This is a genomic window from Clostridium sp. LS (assembly GCF_002760435.1).
In the GTDB taxonomy this organism is placed as follows: Bacteria; Bacillota; Clostridia; order Clostridiales; family Clostridiaceae; genus Clostridium.
The window spans coordinates 1-18,321 of the sequence record NZ_AUUU01000046.1; the positions used below are offsets into that span (position 1 = coordinate 1).

Annotated in this window: 18 protein-coding genes; 4 read left to right on the top strand and 14 right to left on the bottom strand. The window is 31.6% G+C overall.

Annotated elements, in window-relative coordinates:
- Window positions 1–1,863: 1,863 nt before the first annotated feature.
- Together COL3_RS11690 and COL3_RS28705 are read right to left on the bottom strand one after the other, a co-directional pair.
- Window positions 1,864–2,250, bottom strand: a complete 387-nt coding sequence (locus COL3_RS11690; protein ID WP_008424001.1) for a hypothetical protein — start codon at window positions 2,248–2,250, stop codon at window positions 1,864–1,866.
- Between the two features lie 126 nt (window positions 2,251–2,376).
- Complete coding sequence (locus tag COL3_RS28705; protein WP_008423999.1) at window positions 2,377–2,541, bottom strand: hypothetical protein; 165 nt, start codon at window positions 2,539–2,541, stop codon at window positions 2,377–2,379.
- A 163-nt stretch (window positions 2,542–2,704) separates the two neighbouring features.
- Between COL3_RS28705 and COL3_RS28710 the strand changes: the two genes are divergently transcribed.
- The 3 genes from COL3_RS28710 to COL3_RS11695 all read left to right on the top strand — a co-directional run bounded on the left by COL3_RS28710 (window position 2,705) and on the right by COL3_RS11695 (window position 4,156).
- Window positions 2,705–2,878, top strand: coding sequence for a hypothetical protein (locus COL3_RS28710; RefSeq protein WP_008423997.1), 174 nt, complete (start codon window positions 2,705–2,707; stop codon window positions 2,876–2,878).
- A gap of 58 nt (window positions 2,879–2,936) precedes the next feature.
- The gene (locus COL3_RS28715; protein WP_008423995.1) at window positions 2,937–3,113 is read left to right on the top strand and encodes a hypothetical protein; all 177 of its coding nucleotides are present in this window, start codon (window positions 2,937–2,939) and stop codon (window positions 3,111–3,113) included.
- 671 nt (window positions 3,114–3,784) lie between these two features.
- Window positions 3,785–4,156, top strand: a complete 372-nt coding sequence (locus COL3_RS11695) for a hypothetical protein (protein WP_008423993.1) — start codon at window positions 3,785–3,787, stop codon at window positions 4,154–4,156.
- A gap of 142 nt (window positions 4,157–4,298) precedes the next feature.
- Here COL3_RS11695 and COL3_RS11700 read toward each other — a convergent pair whose 3' ends face one another.
- Window positions 4,299–7,481: a S8 family serine peptidase gene (locus COL3_RS11700; protein WP_008423991.1), complete on the bottom strand. Its 3,183-nt coding sequence runs from the start codon at window positions 7,479–7,481 to the stop codon at window positions 4,299–4,301.
- A gap of 371 nt (window positions 7,482–7,852) precedes the next feature.
- On the opposite strand from COL3_RS11700, the gene COL3_RS11705 reads away from it, so the two are divergent.
- Complete coding sequence (locus COL3_RS11705; protein ID WP_002582491.1) at window positions 7,853–8,173, top strand: hypothetical protein; 321 nt, start codon at window positions 7,853–7,855, stop codon at window positions 8,171–8,173.
- Between the two features lie 347 nt (window positions 8,174–8,520).
- On the opposite strand, the gene COL3_RS28720 is transcribed toward COL3_RS11705, so the two are convergent.
- The 11 genes from COL3_RS28720 to urtD form a co-directional block, all read right to left on the bottom strand.
- Complete coding sequence (locus tag COL3_RS28720) at window positions 8,521–8,667, bottom strand: hypothetical protein (protein ID WP_180277937.1); 147 nt, start codon at window positions 8,665–8,667, stop codon at window positions 8,521–8,523.
- Window positions 8,668–10,261: 1,594 nt separating this feature from the next.
- Complete coding sequence (locus COL3_RS11710) at window positions 10,262–11,104, bottom strand: ATP-binding protein (protein ID WP_008423983.1); 843 nt, start codon at window positions 11,102–11,104, stop codon at window positions 10,262–10,264.
- Between the two features lie 496 nt (window positions 11,105–11,600).
- Window positions 11,601–12,398 (bottom strand): urease accessory protein UreD, encoded by a 798-nt coding sequence (locus tag COL3_RS11715; protein ID WP_008423981.1) that lies wholly within the window; start codon window positions 12,396–12,398, stop codon window positions 11,601–11,603.
- Window positions 12,395–13,006, bottom strand: a complete 612-nt coding sequence (gene ureG, locus COL3_RS11720) for an urease accessory protein UreG (protein WP_008423979.1) — start codon at window positions 13,004–13,006, stop codon at window positions 12,395–12,397. Before ureG ends, COL3_RS11715 begins: the two co-directional genes overlap by 4 nt.
- Window positions 13,007–13,022: 16 nt before the next feature.
- The gene (locus COL3_RS11725; protein ID WP_008423978.1) at window positions 13,023–13,721 is read right to left on the bottom strand and encodes an urease accessory protein UreF; all 699 of its coding nucleotides are present in this window, start codon (window positions 13,719–13,721) and stop codon (window positions 13,023–13,025) included.
- Between the two features lie 120 nt (window positions 13,722–13,841).
- Window positions 13,842–14,312 (bottom strand): urease accessory protein UreE, encoded by a 471-nt coding sequence (locus COL3_RS11730; protein WP_008423976.1) that lies wholly within the window; start codon window positions 14,310–14,312, stop codon window positions 13,842–13,844.
- 49 nt (window positions 14,313–14,361) lie between these two features.
- Window positions 14,362–16,080 carry an urease subunit alpha gene (gene ureC / locus COL3_RS11735; protein ID WP_008423975.1) on the bottom strand — a complete coding sequence of 573 codons (1,719 nt, stop codon included), beginning with the start codon at window positions 16,078–16,080 and terminating at the stop codon, window positions 14,362–14,364.
- Between the two features lie 14 nt (window positions 16,081–16,094).
- Entirely contained in the window at window positions 16,095–16,460 is a 366-nt protein-coding gene (ureB, locus tag COL3_RS11740) for an urease subunit beta (RefSeq protein ID WP_008423974.1), read from the bottom strand.
- Window positions 16,461–16,480: 20 nt separating this feature from the next.
- Window positions 16,481–16,783, bottom strand: coding sequence for an urease subunit gamma (ureA, locus tag COL3_RS11745; RefSeq protein WP_008423973.1), 303 nt, complete (start codon window positions 16,781–16,783; stop codon window positions 16,481–16,483).
- Between the two features lie 81 nt (window positions 16,784–16,864).
- Complete coding sequence (gene urtE / locus COL3_RS11750; RefSeq protein ID WP_008423972.1) at window positions 16,865–17,551, bottom strand: urea ABC transporter ATP-binding subunit UrtE; 687 nt, start codon at window positions 17,549–17,551, stop codon at window positions 16,865–16,867.
- Window positions 17,551–18,321, bottom strand: coding sequence for an urea ABC transporter ATP-binding protein UrtD (gene urtD, locus COL3_RS11755; protein ID WP_008423971.1), 771 nt, complete (start codon window positions 18,319–18,321; stop codon window positions 17,551–17,553). The genes urtE and urtD overlap by 1 nt, the downstream gene beginning before the upstream one ends.

The following is an 18,321-nucleotide window of genomic DNA, read 5'->3' on the forward strand; positions in this document are numbered from 1 at the left end:
ATAAGCAAATTCTTAAGTAGAGAACCCAAATCTATGATTTGGTGTGAATCACTTATACAGCGAACGCATGTGAGTCGGATTTCCTTTTATATTCTTAAGTTCTAAAATTCCGCAGAATATATATTCTAAAGTTCCTAAATTATAAAATTTTTAAGAACTTTAGAATCTCTAATGAATAATCATATATCTCTTAGGATGATACATAAAAATACTGCTAAAGGATGTCAATAATTTATTGCCAGAAAAAGAATATCAAATATTTCTAAAAATGATTTTGAATATAATGAAGGTGAAGCATGTAAGTTAATTATTTAGCTAAGCGAAACTAAATACTATTTGAAAATGTAGTTATTTATGGTACTAAAATCGAAGCAAATTATAATATATATATATATATTTGTTTAGAAGAAAACTATCTTAAAAAATGAATCAAAAATTTTTTATAAGATTCTTACTCTTCGTAAAACTATCAACCTTGAGGAATTAAAAGAGTTTACTGTAAAAAAGGAGTTAAGATGGACAGAACAAACCTATTATAGCTATAATGTATTTTCAAATCTAGCTATAGCTTCATTCAGTCCATCTTTTGTAATCCAATAACGTCGCTTCGCTCCTAAGGAATAGAAGTTCAAGCTATTTTATATATTTTGTTATTTTTAGAACCTATATGTCACGATAGTATATTCTAAGCATTTGTAAAATCTATATATCTTGAACTTCTCATTAATTGTTGTAGCCTGCGGCAGCAAGGAATAAATATATTGGAGCACTACATGCTCCTTGTGGCTGCGCCACTCTATTAGTTTAGTTTAATTTCTACGTACTCAATTTAAATTATCTTTATATACAACTAACTAATTTATAATATCTTATATTTTATTTATAGTGTTATATTGTAGTTATTATTTATATACCTATATACGTATTTTCTAAAGGACAATCTTATTTTCTTAAGAGCTCCTTGGGTGCCGCAATCCACCACCCCAAAATGGACAGGTCATACAGCTACAGTCTTCTAACATTGTAAAAGTCTCCTCCTCACTCGGAGCCTTTTACAAAGTAAGAATCTGTATGCATTAGACTAATCCATTGTTTGGGTTCCCGGTGGGGCACTTCGGGATGGAGATTTTCATGAATAAATTATAATTAAGTAACTATGCGATTAAATTCTTTCTTTAAAATATGTATAAGCATACTAATCCATCCCTCTGACTGGAATTTTTGTTTATGATTCTTTTTTAAGTTGATTATAAATTATTGTTTCTGGTATAGAAAAATATAAAGATAAGGTTTAGTTGGTCAGACAAGCTGACAAGAATTTTGGGGGCTTAGACATGCCATCACAATTATATAAGAAAGTATTAGTAATGTGACGGCTTGCCTATCTTGTACAGGCTTAGGCTTATTACTATTATGTTAGATTATATGGTTTTTCCGTTCTAAAAATCCAATCACTAAAAATAATAAATTATATCACAGGGAAATTATTTTTAATGATACGATTTTCAGAGCTGTTATCTATCTTTGATTATGTAGAGGTATTAAAAAGCCAGTACAAGACCGCCCCCATTAGAAACTATAGATAAGTTATTAACTGTATTTTTTCATAAGTTAGGGTATATTTATTTAAAATCCTTGTCAAGATACGCTTCGCTTTTGATCTTGACAATAATTTTAAATAAATATGTGTGGTCATTATGAAAAAACCTATGAGATATTATGCTGCTCGGTTGGACATGCTATTTTAAAGTGTTTCGCGATATATTAATAAGGCTTGTACTATTTTCTTTAATTATAGGTTCCTGGCGCTAATGCTTGTCCTTATTACTGCTTTATTTATAGGGGATTTCTCCCCTTATGTATTTAGTATGGCAATTCCTCACATGACAGGCTTTCTAATATATTTTCATGTTTTGCACCTATTTGATTATTATATTCTTCCCTGGCTTTCTCTAAAATATCATTTCTTTCAGCTTCATAATCTACAAAACTGCTACCCTCAATTCTGCCTCTAAATGACTTCCAAAATTCATAATCATCATTGGTAATACTGAATATTCCTTTTCTTCCTATGTTCTTGTTATAGCTTAATTTCACCCCATAAAGACTTAAAGGAGCGCCATTATACTCAATAATTATTGACCCATCCTTTAGCCTATAAGCTGTTTCAGAAAATCTGAACTTGTCATGTTCACTTAAATACCTGTACTCTGCTATTAATGTTTTTGATTCATATTTTCTCTTTTCCACTTTTATGGCCACCTTTTCTTTTTAATTCCTCTCCTCCCATATTTTTATTATGCCCACTTATAAAAATTTTAGACATTTTTTATGTACAAAAAAAGCACCTTTTAAGGCACTTTTACTATTTATAATTTATTCTCCAATACATAATTTCATATACCCTCTTATTGCCTTACTAACGTCTTTCCCATTCCTATGACAATATGCTTCAAAGTCTTCATACAACTTAATTTCACATTCTACATGGAGCTGCTTTGTAGGTGGTTTTGCTTTTTTAATTTTCTTTTTATTTTCCAATGTTCTTCCACTCCTTCCATATCAAATAGTCTATCCACCAATCAAAATTCTTATACTTATATTCCTTTAAAAAATATACAAATAAGTACAAGTAATTGCGAATATTTGTTCTCATAATTGGCAATAATTATAATATCAATTTAAGAAAGGATTTTACATATATATGAGATACTTTTCATTTACAAAATGGCTTACTACTAAAGAAGCTTTTAATTCATATAGTCACTATAAATCATGGCTTTCTATTTTTTCAAAAGAAGAGTCTAAAAAGACTGATTTATATTATCACGAAAAATACCAATATTTTTTAAATTACTTGCAGACTGAATGGGATTAGCAGCATATGCTTTCCCCATCTCCTATATGAAAATACATACAGGAAAGGATTTGATTGAATGACATTTACAACATGGCTTGTGAAAGAAAAAGGCTTTGTATCAAAAGCACAATTTGATTCACTTGTAAAAAAACTTCCTTATGAAAGTCGAAGAAAATTAATTCTATACTATAAAATTGAATATAAATATTACCTTGACACAAGACCAATGCAGCTTGAACTTGAAATAAAATAATCCTGAAGAGGTCCTCTTCAGGATTATTTCGTTTACTTTTAATATTCCACAAACTACAGAATCAATTGCCGAAATTATAGGACAAGCCTCTGGTGTTTTTTTGGCAAGTACTTAAGCTCCATAGAAAATAAATATTGTACAGGGGTGAGCATAGCGAATTTCCCCTTTACAATATTTATTTTCTATTGGTATAATTGCTCTCCCAAAAAACATTATTTTAGATAAGCTCTATCAAAAAACTAAAAAATCAAATATTTCTTTATTTATCAAATACTTATCTCTTATAATTTTCTTTAGTAATAGGGCTTATCTAAAATTTCCGTATTGGTACTTCCATATACCATAAATTATCTAACTCTATAAATAAAAAAGAATGATCTACTAGGGTGTAATAGATCATTCTCAATACTGGTTAATATTTATTTAATAAGGGGTAAATAATGTTTAACTACTTTATACTTTTATAATACTGTGGATTTGTGACAGTATTATGACAAAATAAAATTTATATTATCTGCTGCATTTAATAGTATTGTGCATAAAAACATCACCAATTTATTCTAAATAAAGCGACAATCATAAAATATTATTTCATATTAATTAATTATAGTTTTAATAATTCAGCTACACATAAGGTGTATATTTTCATAAAAATAACAAAATAATAATTAATGGAGGTAAATGTTATTAAAATAAAGAAGTTATTGATAATATTTTTAATATATATATTCACCTTTACTATAATTACAGAAATACAGCCATCTCCAATTGCTGAAGTTTCAGAACAACAAATATTCCCTATTTCAACTACTTATAAACAAGGCATCTATTCACTTTCTTTGTTCGATGGATATAAGGTCACCGCTAAACTTATAACTCCAAATACCACTGCTACTTTAATAACAGTTGATAGTAACGGTAAACTTATACAATTTATACACTTAGATGATACAGATGAAATTGTAAAACTAGGTACTCTTCATGAGGGAGATACTGGGATAGTGCTTGGCAATGGAGAAGTATCTATTTCTCCTTCTAAATAAAATCTTAATGTAGTGGTTGTACTCAATCTATTCACTACATTAAGGTTATCCTTTTAAAATTTCTCACATGATTAACTTATAATATCTACAATTTGCTCAATTTTAGAATTACGTAATAAAATATTTCTTTATCTTGATTTATTCAATAATAAAATTTTGGAATTCCTCTTTTATTACCCAATCCTGGTATAATTGGCGGTATAAACTCATTTAGCCTCTCCAATCTACTTGATTCAGTAGTAGTAAGTTCTGCAATTCTTGTTACTCCAACATAAACATCTGATATCTTATACCATGTTGCATAATCAACTACTCCTGTTTGTGGTAATCCAAATATTTGTTGGAATGTCTTTACTGCCTCTGCAGTCTTTGGTCCATATATTCCATCCTCAGCAACTCTCGGAATTAATGGGTAGTTTCTTGCTATTCTATTTAATTGGCTTTGAATAGTCCTTACAGCAGAACCAGATGAACCAATAGTTAATGGTCTACCTGGATATGATTGAGGGCTTCCAGCAACTTTTTCAGCTGTAACTAATTCAATGTTATTTCCATAATAGTATCTCAAAATCTCATATGGTACCTTACCTTGTACTCCTAATTCCTGACTACCCCATTGACTCAACCATTCGGGACAGCTAACCCGCTTTCCATCACAGTATTGTGTTAAAAGTGGCTGCTTCCTTCCAATCCTTCGTACGTATGTGGAAAAAATCTCATCGACAATTTGACTTATATTATCATAGAAATTTCTACCATAAGCGAATGCATGATCATAAGCTGTAGAGCTTGTAATATCAAAGTTTTTTCCTTTACCTCTATACCACTCAGTAAAAATTCTATTTAATGTAAAAGATATTATACAAAAAATATTTGCTCTTATTGCTGAATTTGTCCAAGTTGAATATATTTCGCATGAAGCAACATTTTTAATGTAATCTTTAAAAGGTACTTTATAATTTGGTGCTGATGGATCATCAGGAACTCCTTGATGAACAATAATATATTCTGGTACTATAGGTTGAGGTAATACAACTCCTGAGGTTGGCGGTGGCAGTGGTTTCTCTGGATCCTCTGGTATCTTAGGAGGATAATCTCCGTTCAAAGTATTGGGTGGTATATTTATAACTTCTTGTCTCATACCTCCTCTTCCTAAATTGTTTTCTAAATTAACTACTTGATAAGCAATTTGAGTAGGAAATACTTGACATCCCCTTATTATTACTGTATCGAATCCATCTCTTTCTACAGTTAGATCATATAAACTATATGGCATCTGATTAATATTCGGATCTAAAGAATATTCTACAGGTGGTGCTGGCAGCTCTACTATTTGAGTTAGTCCAACTACATCTGTAACTAACTCAATATTATTAACATTTTCAAAACCTGTTGTTCCACTAACAGTTATCCTAGCACCACCAATGGGAATATAATCATCACCTCTGAAGCATTGAATCTTTAATCCACCAACGTCTGCTCTAAGATTTCCATTACTTCTATTACTCATAGATTTCCTCTTTTTATTTTTTTTCATAATATTATATTGTCTAAGAGTATTATTTGTTACTACCATTTCTTTCGGTTTTACATATCGCCTAGATAAAATAGCATTTAAGTCAGCTTGAAGTAAATTGAAACTATTAAGTGCACATACTTCTCCATAACCCCATAATGGATTGGGATACGTTACATCTGTACGTCTTCTCTGAGCACCTTTTAATAAATAATATTTCAATCTTAACCCAAATAGGTATGGATCATTTCCTTTGATTATCCCCCACTGCATCATTAATGCACATATTCCTGCAACTTGAGGTGCTGCCATTGACGTACCTGTTTTACTATCATATCCTCCATTTGGTACTGGTCCAACTATCTCTTCTCCCGGTGCGACTAAATCAGGTTTTACTAAATCCCCTCTATTTTGTGCTCCCCGTCCGCTAAACGACGATAGATTGTTAGTTCTATAATTATAGCTCCCAACTGCAATAATATTGTCGACTGTTGCTGGTATACCTAAAGTATTGTATTGGTTTGGTTCTAAAAATTTTGTTGCTGGATTAAGCCCTTCAAGTACTGGGAGCCATATTGAATATTCCCCTAAATATTCATTCAAAACATTTATTTCCAATGTCCATACACCTTCAGCAAGAAATCCAGTTCTAGCAGAAAGTATTATTTTTATTTCACTATTTAGTTGAAAGGGTTTTGGACCTGATACATATATATCATATCTATTACTTCCTATAGTTCCTTGAATGTATCCTTCCCGTATAGTAATATTTCCACTACTTTGACCTGTTGGGTTTATTACATTAATTGATATATCAGGTAAAATCGGCTTATATAAATTCATAACAATTGACTTCTCTTCACTTGCAATATTAAAAATTTTCCTTTGAGTTTTTGTTAGTTCGCCTCCAACATGGTGTCCAGCATCTCCTTCATTACCAGCTGCAATAACAATAGCTACTCTCTCTAGGCTTTGAACCGTTCTAATATATTGCTCTAATAGACTACTCCCATCGTGAGCTCCATCATTTGTACTTAAGCTAATATTAATAACTAAAGGCATATTTAGTTCTTTGCTTCTATCTAGTAGAAACTTAATTCCCTGCATAATCTGTGAACTTAAAACTGCAGTTCCTCTTGCTGCTTTAACCATCGCTATTGATGCATTAGGCGCTGCACCTCTATACATAGGGTTTATGTTACCACCAGCACATGCAATTCCTGCAACATGTGTTCCATGTCCCGTATTATCAATAGACGGAACTATCGAATATGGATTAGAAGACTTTATTGCTTCCTCTATCATTTGCTTATTATAAATATTTCCACCAGTACTTAAATCATAGATATATTCTATCCTTGTCGTACCAGCAGTATTCATAAATGCTGGATGTGTATAATCTATTCCTGAATCTACAAACCCAACTAATACTCCTTCACCTGAAACATCAAAGTTAGGAGCTAATTGGGCAATACAAGAGACTCTATTACTTTCCTGATCTTGTTCATACAGACTCTTTGGCAGTTCTATATACTGAATTGCATTACTTAATGATAATTGCTCTAACTTTTCTCTAGGTATATTAACTACAGCAAAATTAAATCCTAGATCTTGAAATTTTCCACCTAATCCTTCAATGAATGCTTTTGTTTGTTCTGGAGTACCCCTATATAAGATAGTAAGTTCTAGATTATTATCTTGACTTTGATATTTATATCCAAGCTCATCCAATATTTCTTTTGGTACATTAGTTAATAATCCTATTAATGCGTCAGCTTTAGAAGAAACTTCTCTTTGTATCTCAGCCATAACAACCACGCTCTAAATTAATATATATAAACATACTATGCTGACAACTATCTAGTGAAACAATTAAGTATGTAACCCTCAAAAATATTTTTCCTAGTTCCTTTTTCTCATAAACTCATACACATGAATCTCTCCCATACGACTTTTAATAAATTCAAAGTACTCATAGTGACGATACGAAACTAAAATTTTTGCCTTTTAGAATGGTTCAACACAAAAAAATGTAACACTCAGTTCTTGACAGTGTAAAACTGAACTTATTTGGGTATTGATCCTTTAGAATTTTGTAAAAAATAATGCTAACCTGGATATTATATGGAATGTATATTTTAATCAAAAACACAAAAAATAGACTGAAGTGAGGTGTTAGTATGAAAATCAATAAATTTTTAGCAATTTTTTTAATATCAATAATTGCATTTACAGAAACCCCAAAAGCTCTTGTTAAATCAGATGTTTATAAACAAGGTATTTATGACATTTCTGAAGCAAACCCATTTCGTGCTACAGCTAAACTTGTTAAAGCAAATGGTGGCATTACAAGTTTAAGTATAGTTGACTCAACTGGTAATCAAAAATTTTATAACAGATTCGATACTGAAAATGAATCTATAAATTTAGGTTTTATTAATAATGCTGATCTTATAGCAATAGTTGGTAAGGGGGAAATAGCCATTACTTTTTCTAAATAAATAGAAATTTAACATATATTCTATTCTTTAATATCGTGTATTAAAGTTTTAATTTTGAGATATTTATAAATACTCTCATTCAAAAAAGTTTTTGTGGACTACGCTCTATAAGAACATTATTTTTATCAACTACTACGCACTTTCTACAGACTATGCATTACTGTTCTTAATATTAAATTACTTTTATTCCGCGAGGCGCCGTCAATGTGCATGCTTTTCTGCCTGTCCTTATTAGTAATTAGTGTTATTGAAGCGCAAGAAACCGAATCACTAAAAATAATTTCCTTGTTAATATCTATTCTATTATTTTTAGTGATTGGATTTCTTAAGCGGAAAGAACGCCATTGCTAAAAAGGACTAGCAGGTAAGCAAGCACATTGTGGACCTGCCCTCACCTTCCAATAATCCTTATCTCTATACTGTGAGGGCAAGTCCAAGGCGCCCTTTTTCTTATGCGTATGCATCACTTCTCCATAAATCATGTAATTAACCAAATAGGACCTCTCCATAATCTTTAGAATAACACCTTATATTTATACCATTTTATTATTGCATAGGATTTAAGGCGCAGCCTTTAATCCTATCACCACACTAAAAACAACATCTGAAGAAAGTGCCAATGTAATACCAGAAGCGGCGCTTCTGGGTATTACGTATTGACTCTTTATGGAGTTAGAATTTAGAAGTAAATTTAAAGGATCCTCTTTGAAAAGAAAAACATTAAATTTCTCTTCCCATTCTCACATTTCAACAAAAACTCTTATCTGCGCATGCAGCATTATCTCCAGTATCACAAAGAAGGCATGTACATTTAGCTAAATAACGTTTCCCGAAGTGTGCAAGCCCCTTGTGGGCTTGTATCATTTACGGGACAACGACTTATCTTAGCGAAGTGTGCTTGCCTTCTTGCGCTCCATCGGGTACCCAAACAAAGGACTAGTCTAATGCTTAGAACTTCTTGACTTAGATGAAGTTGGAGCTTGCCGGAAAATTCATCTAAGTCTTTAGAATTTCTTGCTGTATGACCTGTCCTTTTTTGGGTGATGGATTAAGCGCCCAAATAATTCTTTATACTAAATGTAAAGTCTTGTACTATAAAAAATACGTATATAGGAGTACTTAATATACATGTAGTAATATATAGTTAATTTGATATATAGCTACTTAATAAAAATTATATACTTAATGATAAAATAAAACCTTATGGAGTGGCGTAGCCACAAAGGAGCACGCAGTGCTCCTAGTATATTTATTCCTTGCTGCCGCAGGCCATGAAAACAATAAGAAGTGCAAGCTATAAGACGATACTTTCAAGTAACATATAAAAGAATAATGTAACTTACTCAAAAATACTTAAATCTCTTACTACAGCTTGTACTTCTCTTCATTTGTCTGAGCATAAGCGAGTTAAATTTAATGTAATAGGCAAGCTTTAATTAAACAACTTGCAACTGGACCTATATGATATCAACATACTTTTCTATAAATATTTCAAATAATAATATAAGCTTGTCTATTACTTCCTTTGACTTGAAGGCGAAGCCTTGAAGTCTCTAGCTGCACTTAGAGAAATTGTAGAAGAAAGTAACAATGTAATAGCTTAAAGCGAAGCTTTATGGTATTGCGAATTGTTTCTTTCTGGACTTAAGTTTATTCTGTAAATTTAAGGTTAGAAGGATTGTATATAGAAACATTAGCTTTAAAAACTCTTGATTATCTAAAATAAAACAAAGAAAATGCCAACTCCTTTATTTCTAATTGGCACTTTCTTTTATTTATCTTTACCTACTAGTCACAATTTATTTTTACTAGTTCTTATTATTTAAATTTATTTCTTAATCTTTCTCTGCATTATAATAAGACTACTTGTGCATTTTAAATTTTTACTAGAGCATTCTAAAAACATAATTTTGTATTAATTCTATTAGTTATTACATGTATACTAGAGCATTTTGAATCTTTACTAGTACAAATTTAATTTCTATACTTACAAAATTTAAGCCCTTCCTCTTCTCTACTAGTGCATATTAATTTTTTGCTAGAACATTTGATTAATATACAATCCCATTCCCGATTTTATTAATAGTATTAATTTTGTTTTTCATTACTAATCTTATAATATTGCTTTGGATCATTTTTGGATGTACCATTCCATTCTAGTATCTTCTTATCTCTTAATGTATTTAAGATTTTTCTGGTAACCCTTATATCTCTTCCTAATTCATCCTCTAACATTTTAGTCGTAACTTTATTATGTTTATAAGCAAGTTCAATTGCTGTTATTTCGTCTGATGATAGAGTATCCCATAATTCTGGAGTAAACTGCGCTGACATTTGCTCCATATTTCTAATCTTTCTCATGACTATATTATTTTTTAAAGTTAATTTTAAAGAATTCATATTTGGTTCAGAAAACTTAGGCTCATCTAAGAAATAATCACTCATTTCTTTATATATTCTCTTAACACCTTCATTTAATTCCTTAACCCATCCAAACTCAGATAATACACGAGCTATTTTAGGATTTCTTGAATATCTGGTATATTTTAAGTTCTTAATATTTACTATGTTAGGTAACTTTCCCGGACTTAAAATTTCAAGTCTGTCATCATACATTATTACTTTAATATGCTCTCCCTTAATGGAATAATCTCTATGAGTAACTGCGTTTACTATTCCTTCCTGCCATGCAAATTCAGGATATTCTGTTACTATATCAAATTTCCCTGTCTTAGGATTTAATGATTGAAAATCTCTCAACTGAGCAGCAATTACAGACTTTGCTTCCTCTAACATTTTGTGAAGAGGTCCATAAATGCTAATATCCTTAATAATATTCATTTCAGTTCCAACTTTACCTTCTAAACCATCATATCTTATAAACCTTATTCTACAGCTAGGAAAAAACTTTTCTGGATTTTTTGCAAACAATACTGCTCCTGCTACTGTTAATTTATCTTCATATATAAATCCTCTAGCATCTAATATTTCTTCATCAGTTAAAGTTGAAGCTTGTCCAAAAACTCATATAAGTCACTAGAATTTCTTGCTGATGAATAGACCTGTCCTTTTTTTTTGTGATGGTTAAAGCGCCAAAATAATTTCTCTTGTTAAAATCTTATACTCTCGCAATAACAGATATATTAATAATTAAAAACACTAATAGGTTGGATTACCAGCTCCAACAAATATATTTTCAATTGTTCCAGCCCTTTAGGGCTAGGACAATTTCCTTGCTGGCGCAGGCAATAAAATCACTGAAAAGTGCAAGCTATATACCTATGCTAACGATAATATATACTTATTAAATATACTTATAAATAAAACTATAGAGGCTCTATTTTGCTTGTACTTTTCTTCCCTTGTCTGAGCAAAGCGAGTTAATATTAAAGGAATAATCTTTATTTTTTTATAAACTTTACTATTTTTACACCTCTAATAATTTAGTTATTTCCTCGCAAATATTTATCAACTTTTGAGATGTGGTTCCTAATATTTTAATAATAATATCATTGTTTTGTAATGTTGATACTCCGCCTTGAACCTCATCACATTCGTCAATTATATTTCTTGCCTGCTCAATAAATGAATCCTCTTTGTTAAAGTTAACTATAATCATATTAGCAATGTGTGTATATCCTTCAAACATTCCTATGCTGCTCATATTAAATAAGTATTTATCATATACAGTATTGTCTCTGTAAATCAGCCTACATTTTTTTTTCACTTCTAAATAAGAGTTATAATGGTTAAATAAAAATTTTTCACCCATAGCGCTTCTACCGCAAGTAATTATCTCATTAAAAATTAATCTTGAACTATCGTCTTCTAAATTAATTTTAGTTATGCTATCAAAAGATGAATCTGCGAAAGGTATAGTAGGTAGTGGGTTATATTTCAAATAAGCATCTTTACCTACTGAAATATTACAGCATCTCGAAGCATTTCCGCTTTTCATTTTATGAATTTTTTCATATGATTGAGAAATAACTTCAACTTTGGTTTCATCACCTATTTTTATATCTATATTTTGAGTATCTCCTTCCATTATTCCAGCTGATACTGATAATAACATTACTTTAATATAATCATCACTTATATAAAATGGTGACATTATTTTAAAAGGTGCAGTGAAATAGATATTATCTAAAATAGTCTTATTTTCTTTCTTTATCGATGATATATTTAAAACTGATGTTTTTCCAAAGGAATTTTTTAGACTCATTTTAATTCCTCAAATAATACATTGCTTTTTATCCAGCTAATAACCTCATCCACACCTTTATTTCCTAAGATATTTGTAAATAAGAATGGTCGTGTTCCTCTCATTTTCTTCGAATCTCTTTCCATCACTTCAAGACTTGCTCCAACATATGGTGCCAAATCTATTTTATTTATAATTAATAAGTCAGAACGTGTAATTCCTGGCCCGCCTTTACGAGGAATTTTATCCCCTTCTGCTACATCTATTACAAATATTGTTGCATCTACAAGTTCTGGACTAAAAGTAGCCGAAAGGTTGTCCCCTCCACTTTCAATAAAGATAAGCTCTATATCTGGAAATCTCTCTACAATTTCATCTACGGCTTCTAAATTCATGGATGCATCTTCACGAATTGCAGTATGTGGACAGCCTCCAGTTTCTACTCCAATAATTCTCTCTCTTGGTAATACGCTGTTTTTACATAAAAATTCCGCATCTTCTTTTGTATAAATATCATTTGTTATAACACCTATACTATATTCCTTTGTTAATGTCCTTGTTAATACTTCTATTAACGCAGTTTTTCCAGACCCTACAGGACCTGCTATTCCTATCTTAGTATAAGACATTTTTATCTCTCCTTTTTTATGACATGTAAAGTCTTGAATATAATGATTCATGCTGCATACACCTTATATCAAATCCTGGTGTAGATAAACAAAGTTTTTCTATTGTAAGATTTTCAAGTTGACTTAATATTTCTTCAAATATACAGTAACTCCTATATAGAAGCTGTTGTCCTTGAGTTTGACTTAGTGGAACTAATTTTACACAGTTTGTTATGCATGCAGAAGTCTGTGAATATAAAAAGGCTTCTAAAGCCATCCCCTTATCTATTCCAACAGCTGCACAAAATACTCCATATGAAACTGCATAAGTCTGTGTCATATTTTTTACTGTAGATGAACTGGAATATTTATTAAAAATATCACTTTCATATTCTACGGTTATATTATTTAAAGTTTTTATAAATCTTGAACTTAACTTTAAGGATGCATTTCTTATTTCTAAAGGTGTTTTACTTGCAATAATTATTTCATCTAACTCTGACAATTTTTCCAAATCATTACTTTGAGCATATTCGAAAGCTAATTTAACTGCTAACAGCTCTGTATATAGAAAATTATATTTTATATTATTCTCTATGTATCTAAATGCAGTTTCCGCATCACAAATTATGTTCTTCTGCACATAGGTTTCAATGCCGTAAGAATGCGAGTATGCTCCAATTGGAAATAATCCATCATTTATCTGCAATAAAATAAATGTCTTCCTACTATCCATTCCTAATTTCCTTTCCGCTAAGGCAAATGGAAAGAAATAACAGACCAAATAAACGAGTTTACTGGTTTATTATTTTTTTCATTGTGCCCAATAATTTAAGCTTATTAAGTATATAAATTATTAATGGCTGTGGGAATTAATTGATGATGATATACTCCTGCTAAAATCCAATTTAATATCTCTCTTTTCCACTTTTAAACCTAATTTTTCTAGCATAACCTTCATTGGCTCATTATACGGTGTAATAAGCTCATGATGATTTTCTCCCCAAAATAACGTCGCATGTTTGTTCCCTATTTCATAGCATACTTTAGGAAGAAGATGATGATCTCCAACAGTTATTAATAATGCTTCACATGGTGGTATATTAACTGCAACAACATGTTCACCGTCAACTGCTAAAACATCATCTTGGTTTAAACCTTTAGTAAGAATTTCATTACCTAATTTCATACCGATTTCTCTGCCATTTTGTGAATTTTTTTTATGAAGTTTCTTAAAAGCTTCATGCCATTCTATATCAACATAATCTACTTTATATCCTTTAAATCTATCTTCACTTAATTTCCCTATTACTTCTTCAATAATCATTTATAAGTCCTCCAAACTAAATTCATAGATTAATAACATGTGAGTATAATTAAAATAAATTATACAACTGTGCTAAAGGAAGCTTTTTTGCTGGTTCACAACTCAATGTCTCCCCATCCGCTTTTACCTCATAAGTTTCTGGATCTACAGTAATATCAGGAGTTGCATCATTTAATTTCATGTCTTTCTTTCCAATATTTCTACAGTTTTCTACTGGTAATACTAGCTTTTGTAATCCTAGCTTTTCCTTTATATCATTATCAAAAGCTGCTTTTGAAACAAAAGTTATACAAGTATCATATTTCGCTTTTCCATGAGTCCCAAACATATGTCTATAAGTTATTGGCTGAGTAGTTGGAATGGATGCATTGGCATCTCCCATTTTTGCAGCGATAATCATTCCATTTTTTATTATTATGTCAGGTTTCACACCAAAGAAAGCTGGATTCCATATAACCAAATCTGCAAATTTACCCTCTTCTACAGATCCAACATACTTGGATATTCCATGAGTTATAGCCGGATTAATAGTATATTTTGCTATATATCTTTTAGCTCTAAAATTATCATTTTCTGCTCTATCTTCCGGTAATCTTCCTCTCTGTTCCTTCATTTTATGTGCTGTCTGCCAAGTTCTTGTAATGACTTCACCAACTCTTCCCATCGCCTGTGAATCTGAACTCATCATACTAAATACACCTAAATCATGAAGTATATCTTCTGCTGCAATAGTTTCTGGACGTATTCTAGAATCTGCAAAAGCGACATCTTCTGGAATTTTGTTATCTAAATGGTGACATACCATAAGCATATCTAAATGTTCATCAAGAGTATTTATTGTAAATGGCATAGTTGGATTAGTTGATGAAGGAAGTATGTTAGGAAATGCTGCTGCTTTTATAATGTCAGGCGCATGTCCACCTCCTGCTCCTTCTGTGTGATAAGTATGAATAGTTCTACCATTAATTGCTTCTATAGTATCTTCAACACATCCACCTTCATTTAAAGTATCAGTATGTATTGCCACTTGAACATCATATTTGTCAGCAACATTTAAACATCTATCTATTACTGCAGGTGTTGATCCCCAGTCTTCATGTATTTTAAGTCCTATGGCTCCAGCCTTAACTTGCTCTTCAAGTGGTTTTTCACTTGAACAATTTCCTTTTCCTAAAAAGCCTAAATTCATAGGATATTCTTCTGCTGCCCTTAGCATTCTAGACATATTCCAAGGTCCTGGAGTACATGTAGTAGCATTTGTTCCATCTGCTGGCCCCGTTCCTCCCCCAATCATAGTCGTAACTCCACTGAAAAGTGCAGTGTCTATCTGATCAGGACATATAAAATGGATATGTGTATCTATTCCTCCTGGAGTTATTATTAGCCCTTCTCCTGCAATTGCCTCTGTAGATGCACCAACTGTCATTCCTTCAGTTACTCCATCCATTATATCTGGGTTTCCTGCTTTTCCTATTGCTCTTATTTTTCCATCCTTTATTCCTATATCTGCTTTCAAAATGCCTTTATAGTCAAGTATAACTGCATTAGTTATTACTAAATCCAAGTCTCCATCTTCGCTAGTAGTATTTACAGACTGTCCCATTCCATCACGTATGGTTTTTCCTCCACCAAACTTAATCTCATCCCCATAAACTGTATAATCTTTTTCTATTTCAATTAGTAAATTTGTATCAGCCAACCTTATCTTATCTCCTGTTGTAGGACCAAACATCATGGCATAATCCTTTGATGACATCTTAAAACTCATTTTCCAAGCCCCCTTTATTCCTTTATGAATCCTCTCTTTTTAGCTTCTTCCAATGCTTTTTCCAGCACCTCTTCATTTATTTCTCCCTGGGTTAAAGCATTTAATCCATAAGATTGTTTCTTTCCGCCTAATTCAACTAAAGATACTTCCTTTTCCTCCCCTGGTTCAAATCGCACTGAAGTACCCGAAGGTATATTCAATCTCATTCCAAAGGCTTTTTCTCTATTGAAACTTAAAAGCTTGTTAACTTCAAAAAAATGAAAATGGGACCCAACCTGTATTGGTCTGTCACCAATATTCGCCACTTTCACATTTACTGTTCTCCTTCCTTCATTTATTGTAATTTCTCCGCCTTTACAAATAATTTCTCCGACTTTCATAAATACTTTGACACCACCTTTTACTTTATTGGATTATGCACTGTAACTAACTTTGTTCCATCTGGAAATGTTGCTTCAACTTGTACTTCATGTACCATATCTGCTACTCCATCCATTACATCTTCTTTGCTCAAAAGTGTTGTACCTATCTGCATTAATTCAACTACTTCTTTCCCATCTCTTGCAAGTTCCATAAGTTCTGCACTAATATATGCTACTGCCTCTACATAATTCAGCTTAAGTCCTCTATTCTTTCTTTTTGCCGCCAGCTCTCCTGCAAAATGTAACATTAATTTTTCTGTCTCTTTTGGTGTTAATCTCATTTTATATCACACTTCCATTTCATTTAAAATAAAACCTCTGTAATGCACAATTCACAATAATCAATGATTAATTCTCAACTTTTATAGGGACATAGTTGCTTGAAGTGCATCGTGATCTAAATTATCAGGCTCACCCTCAATTGTAATGCGCCCATTTTCCATTATATAGCAATAATCTGCTATTTCAAGCACAAATTCTAAATATTGTTCGACAATTAGAACTGCCATATCTGATTTTAATTTTGTAATAACACGTCCAATTTCTTGTATAATCGAAGGCTGAATTCCTTCAGTTGGCTCATCTAAAATTAGTACCTTAGGATTAGCTAAAATTGCTCTGGCTATAGCAAGCTGCTGCTGCTGACCTCCTGATAATGCATCACCTTTACGATGCAAGAATTCCTTAAGAATTGGAAATGTTTCATAAATAGAATCTGGTATCACGCCTTTGCCATTTTTAGCTTCTAACCCTAACAATAGATTTTCTTCTACTGTTAATTGCGGAAAAATTTCACGTCCCTGTGGCACATATCCAATTCCACATTTTACTCTTTCATAAGTAGGCAATTTAATAATGCTCTTATTATCTAATTTAATATTTCCATTTGGAGTACTTATGAGCCCCATAATAGCTCTCATTGTGGTCGTCTTTCCTGCACCATTACGGCCTACTAAGCAAGTAACCTTCCCTTTTAGTGCTTCTAGGTTTACTTTCCTAAGTATCATTCCCTCACCATAAGTAGCATTCAAATCTGTTAATTTAAGCATTATCTCTCACCTCCGCGTCCTAAATATACACTTATTACTTCTTCATTTGACTGAACAGAATCCATAGTCCCTTCATCAAGAACTTGTCCTTCATGAAATACAGTAACACTGTCAGATACATCCTTTGCAAACTTCATATCATGTTCCACTACAATAACTGATGATTCTTTTTTTATTTTGTGTAAAAGCTCTGCTGTTTTTTCAGTTTCTTTTCTTCCCATGCCTGCTACTGGTTCATCTAAAAGCATAAGCTTTGGTTTTGTAACCATAATCATTGCAATCTCCAGCCATTGTTTTTCCCCGTGGGATAATAATGTTGGATAATACGAACGTTTTTCTTCAAGTCCTACTGCTTGTAATACATAATCAATATATTCTAAACTTTCTTTAGATAATTTATCAAAAATCGCTGAACGTACAGAATGATTTTTTGCAGCTGCAAGCTCCATGTTTTCTTGTATGGTAATTCCGGTAAATACACTTGGTGCTTGAAATTTACGTCCAATTCCCAATTCCGCTATCTTATGCTCTTTCATCTTAGATACTTCGTATTCTCCTTTATATATAATTTTCCCATTTGAAATCTTATTTTTACCACAAATTGCATCTAATATTGTTGTTTTACCGGCACCATTAGGCCCAATAAAAAAGCGAACTTCTTTTTCTTGAACTTTTGTTGAAACATTTTTTATTGCCTTAAAATCTCCAAATTTAATACTGATATTTTCAATAGTTAAGATTGCTTTCTTAGTTTCATTCTGGCTTGACAT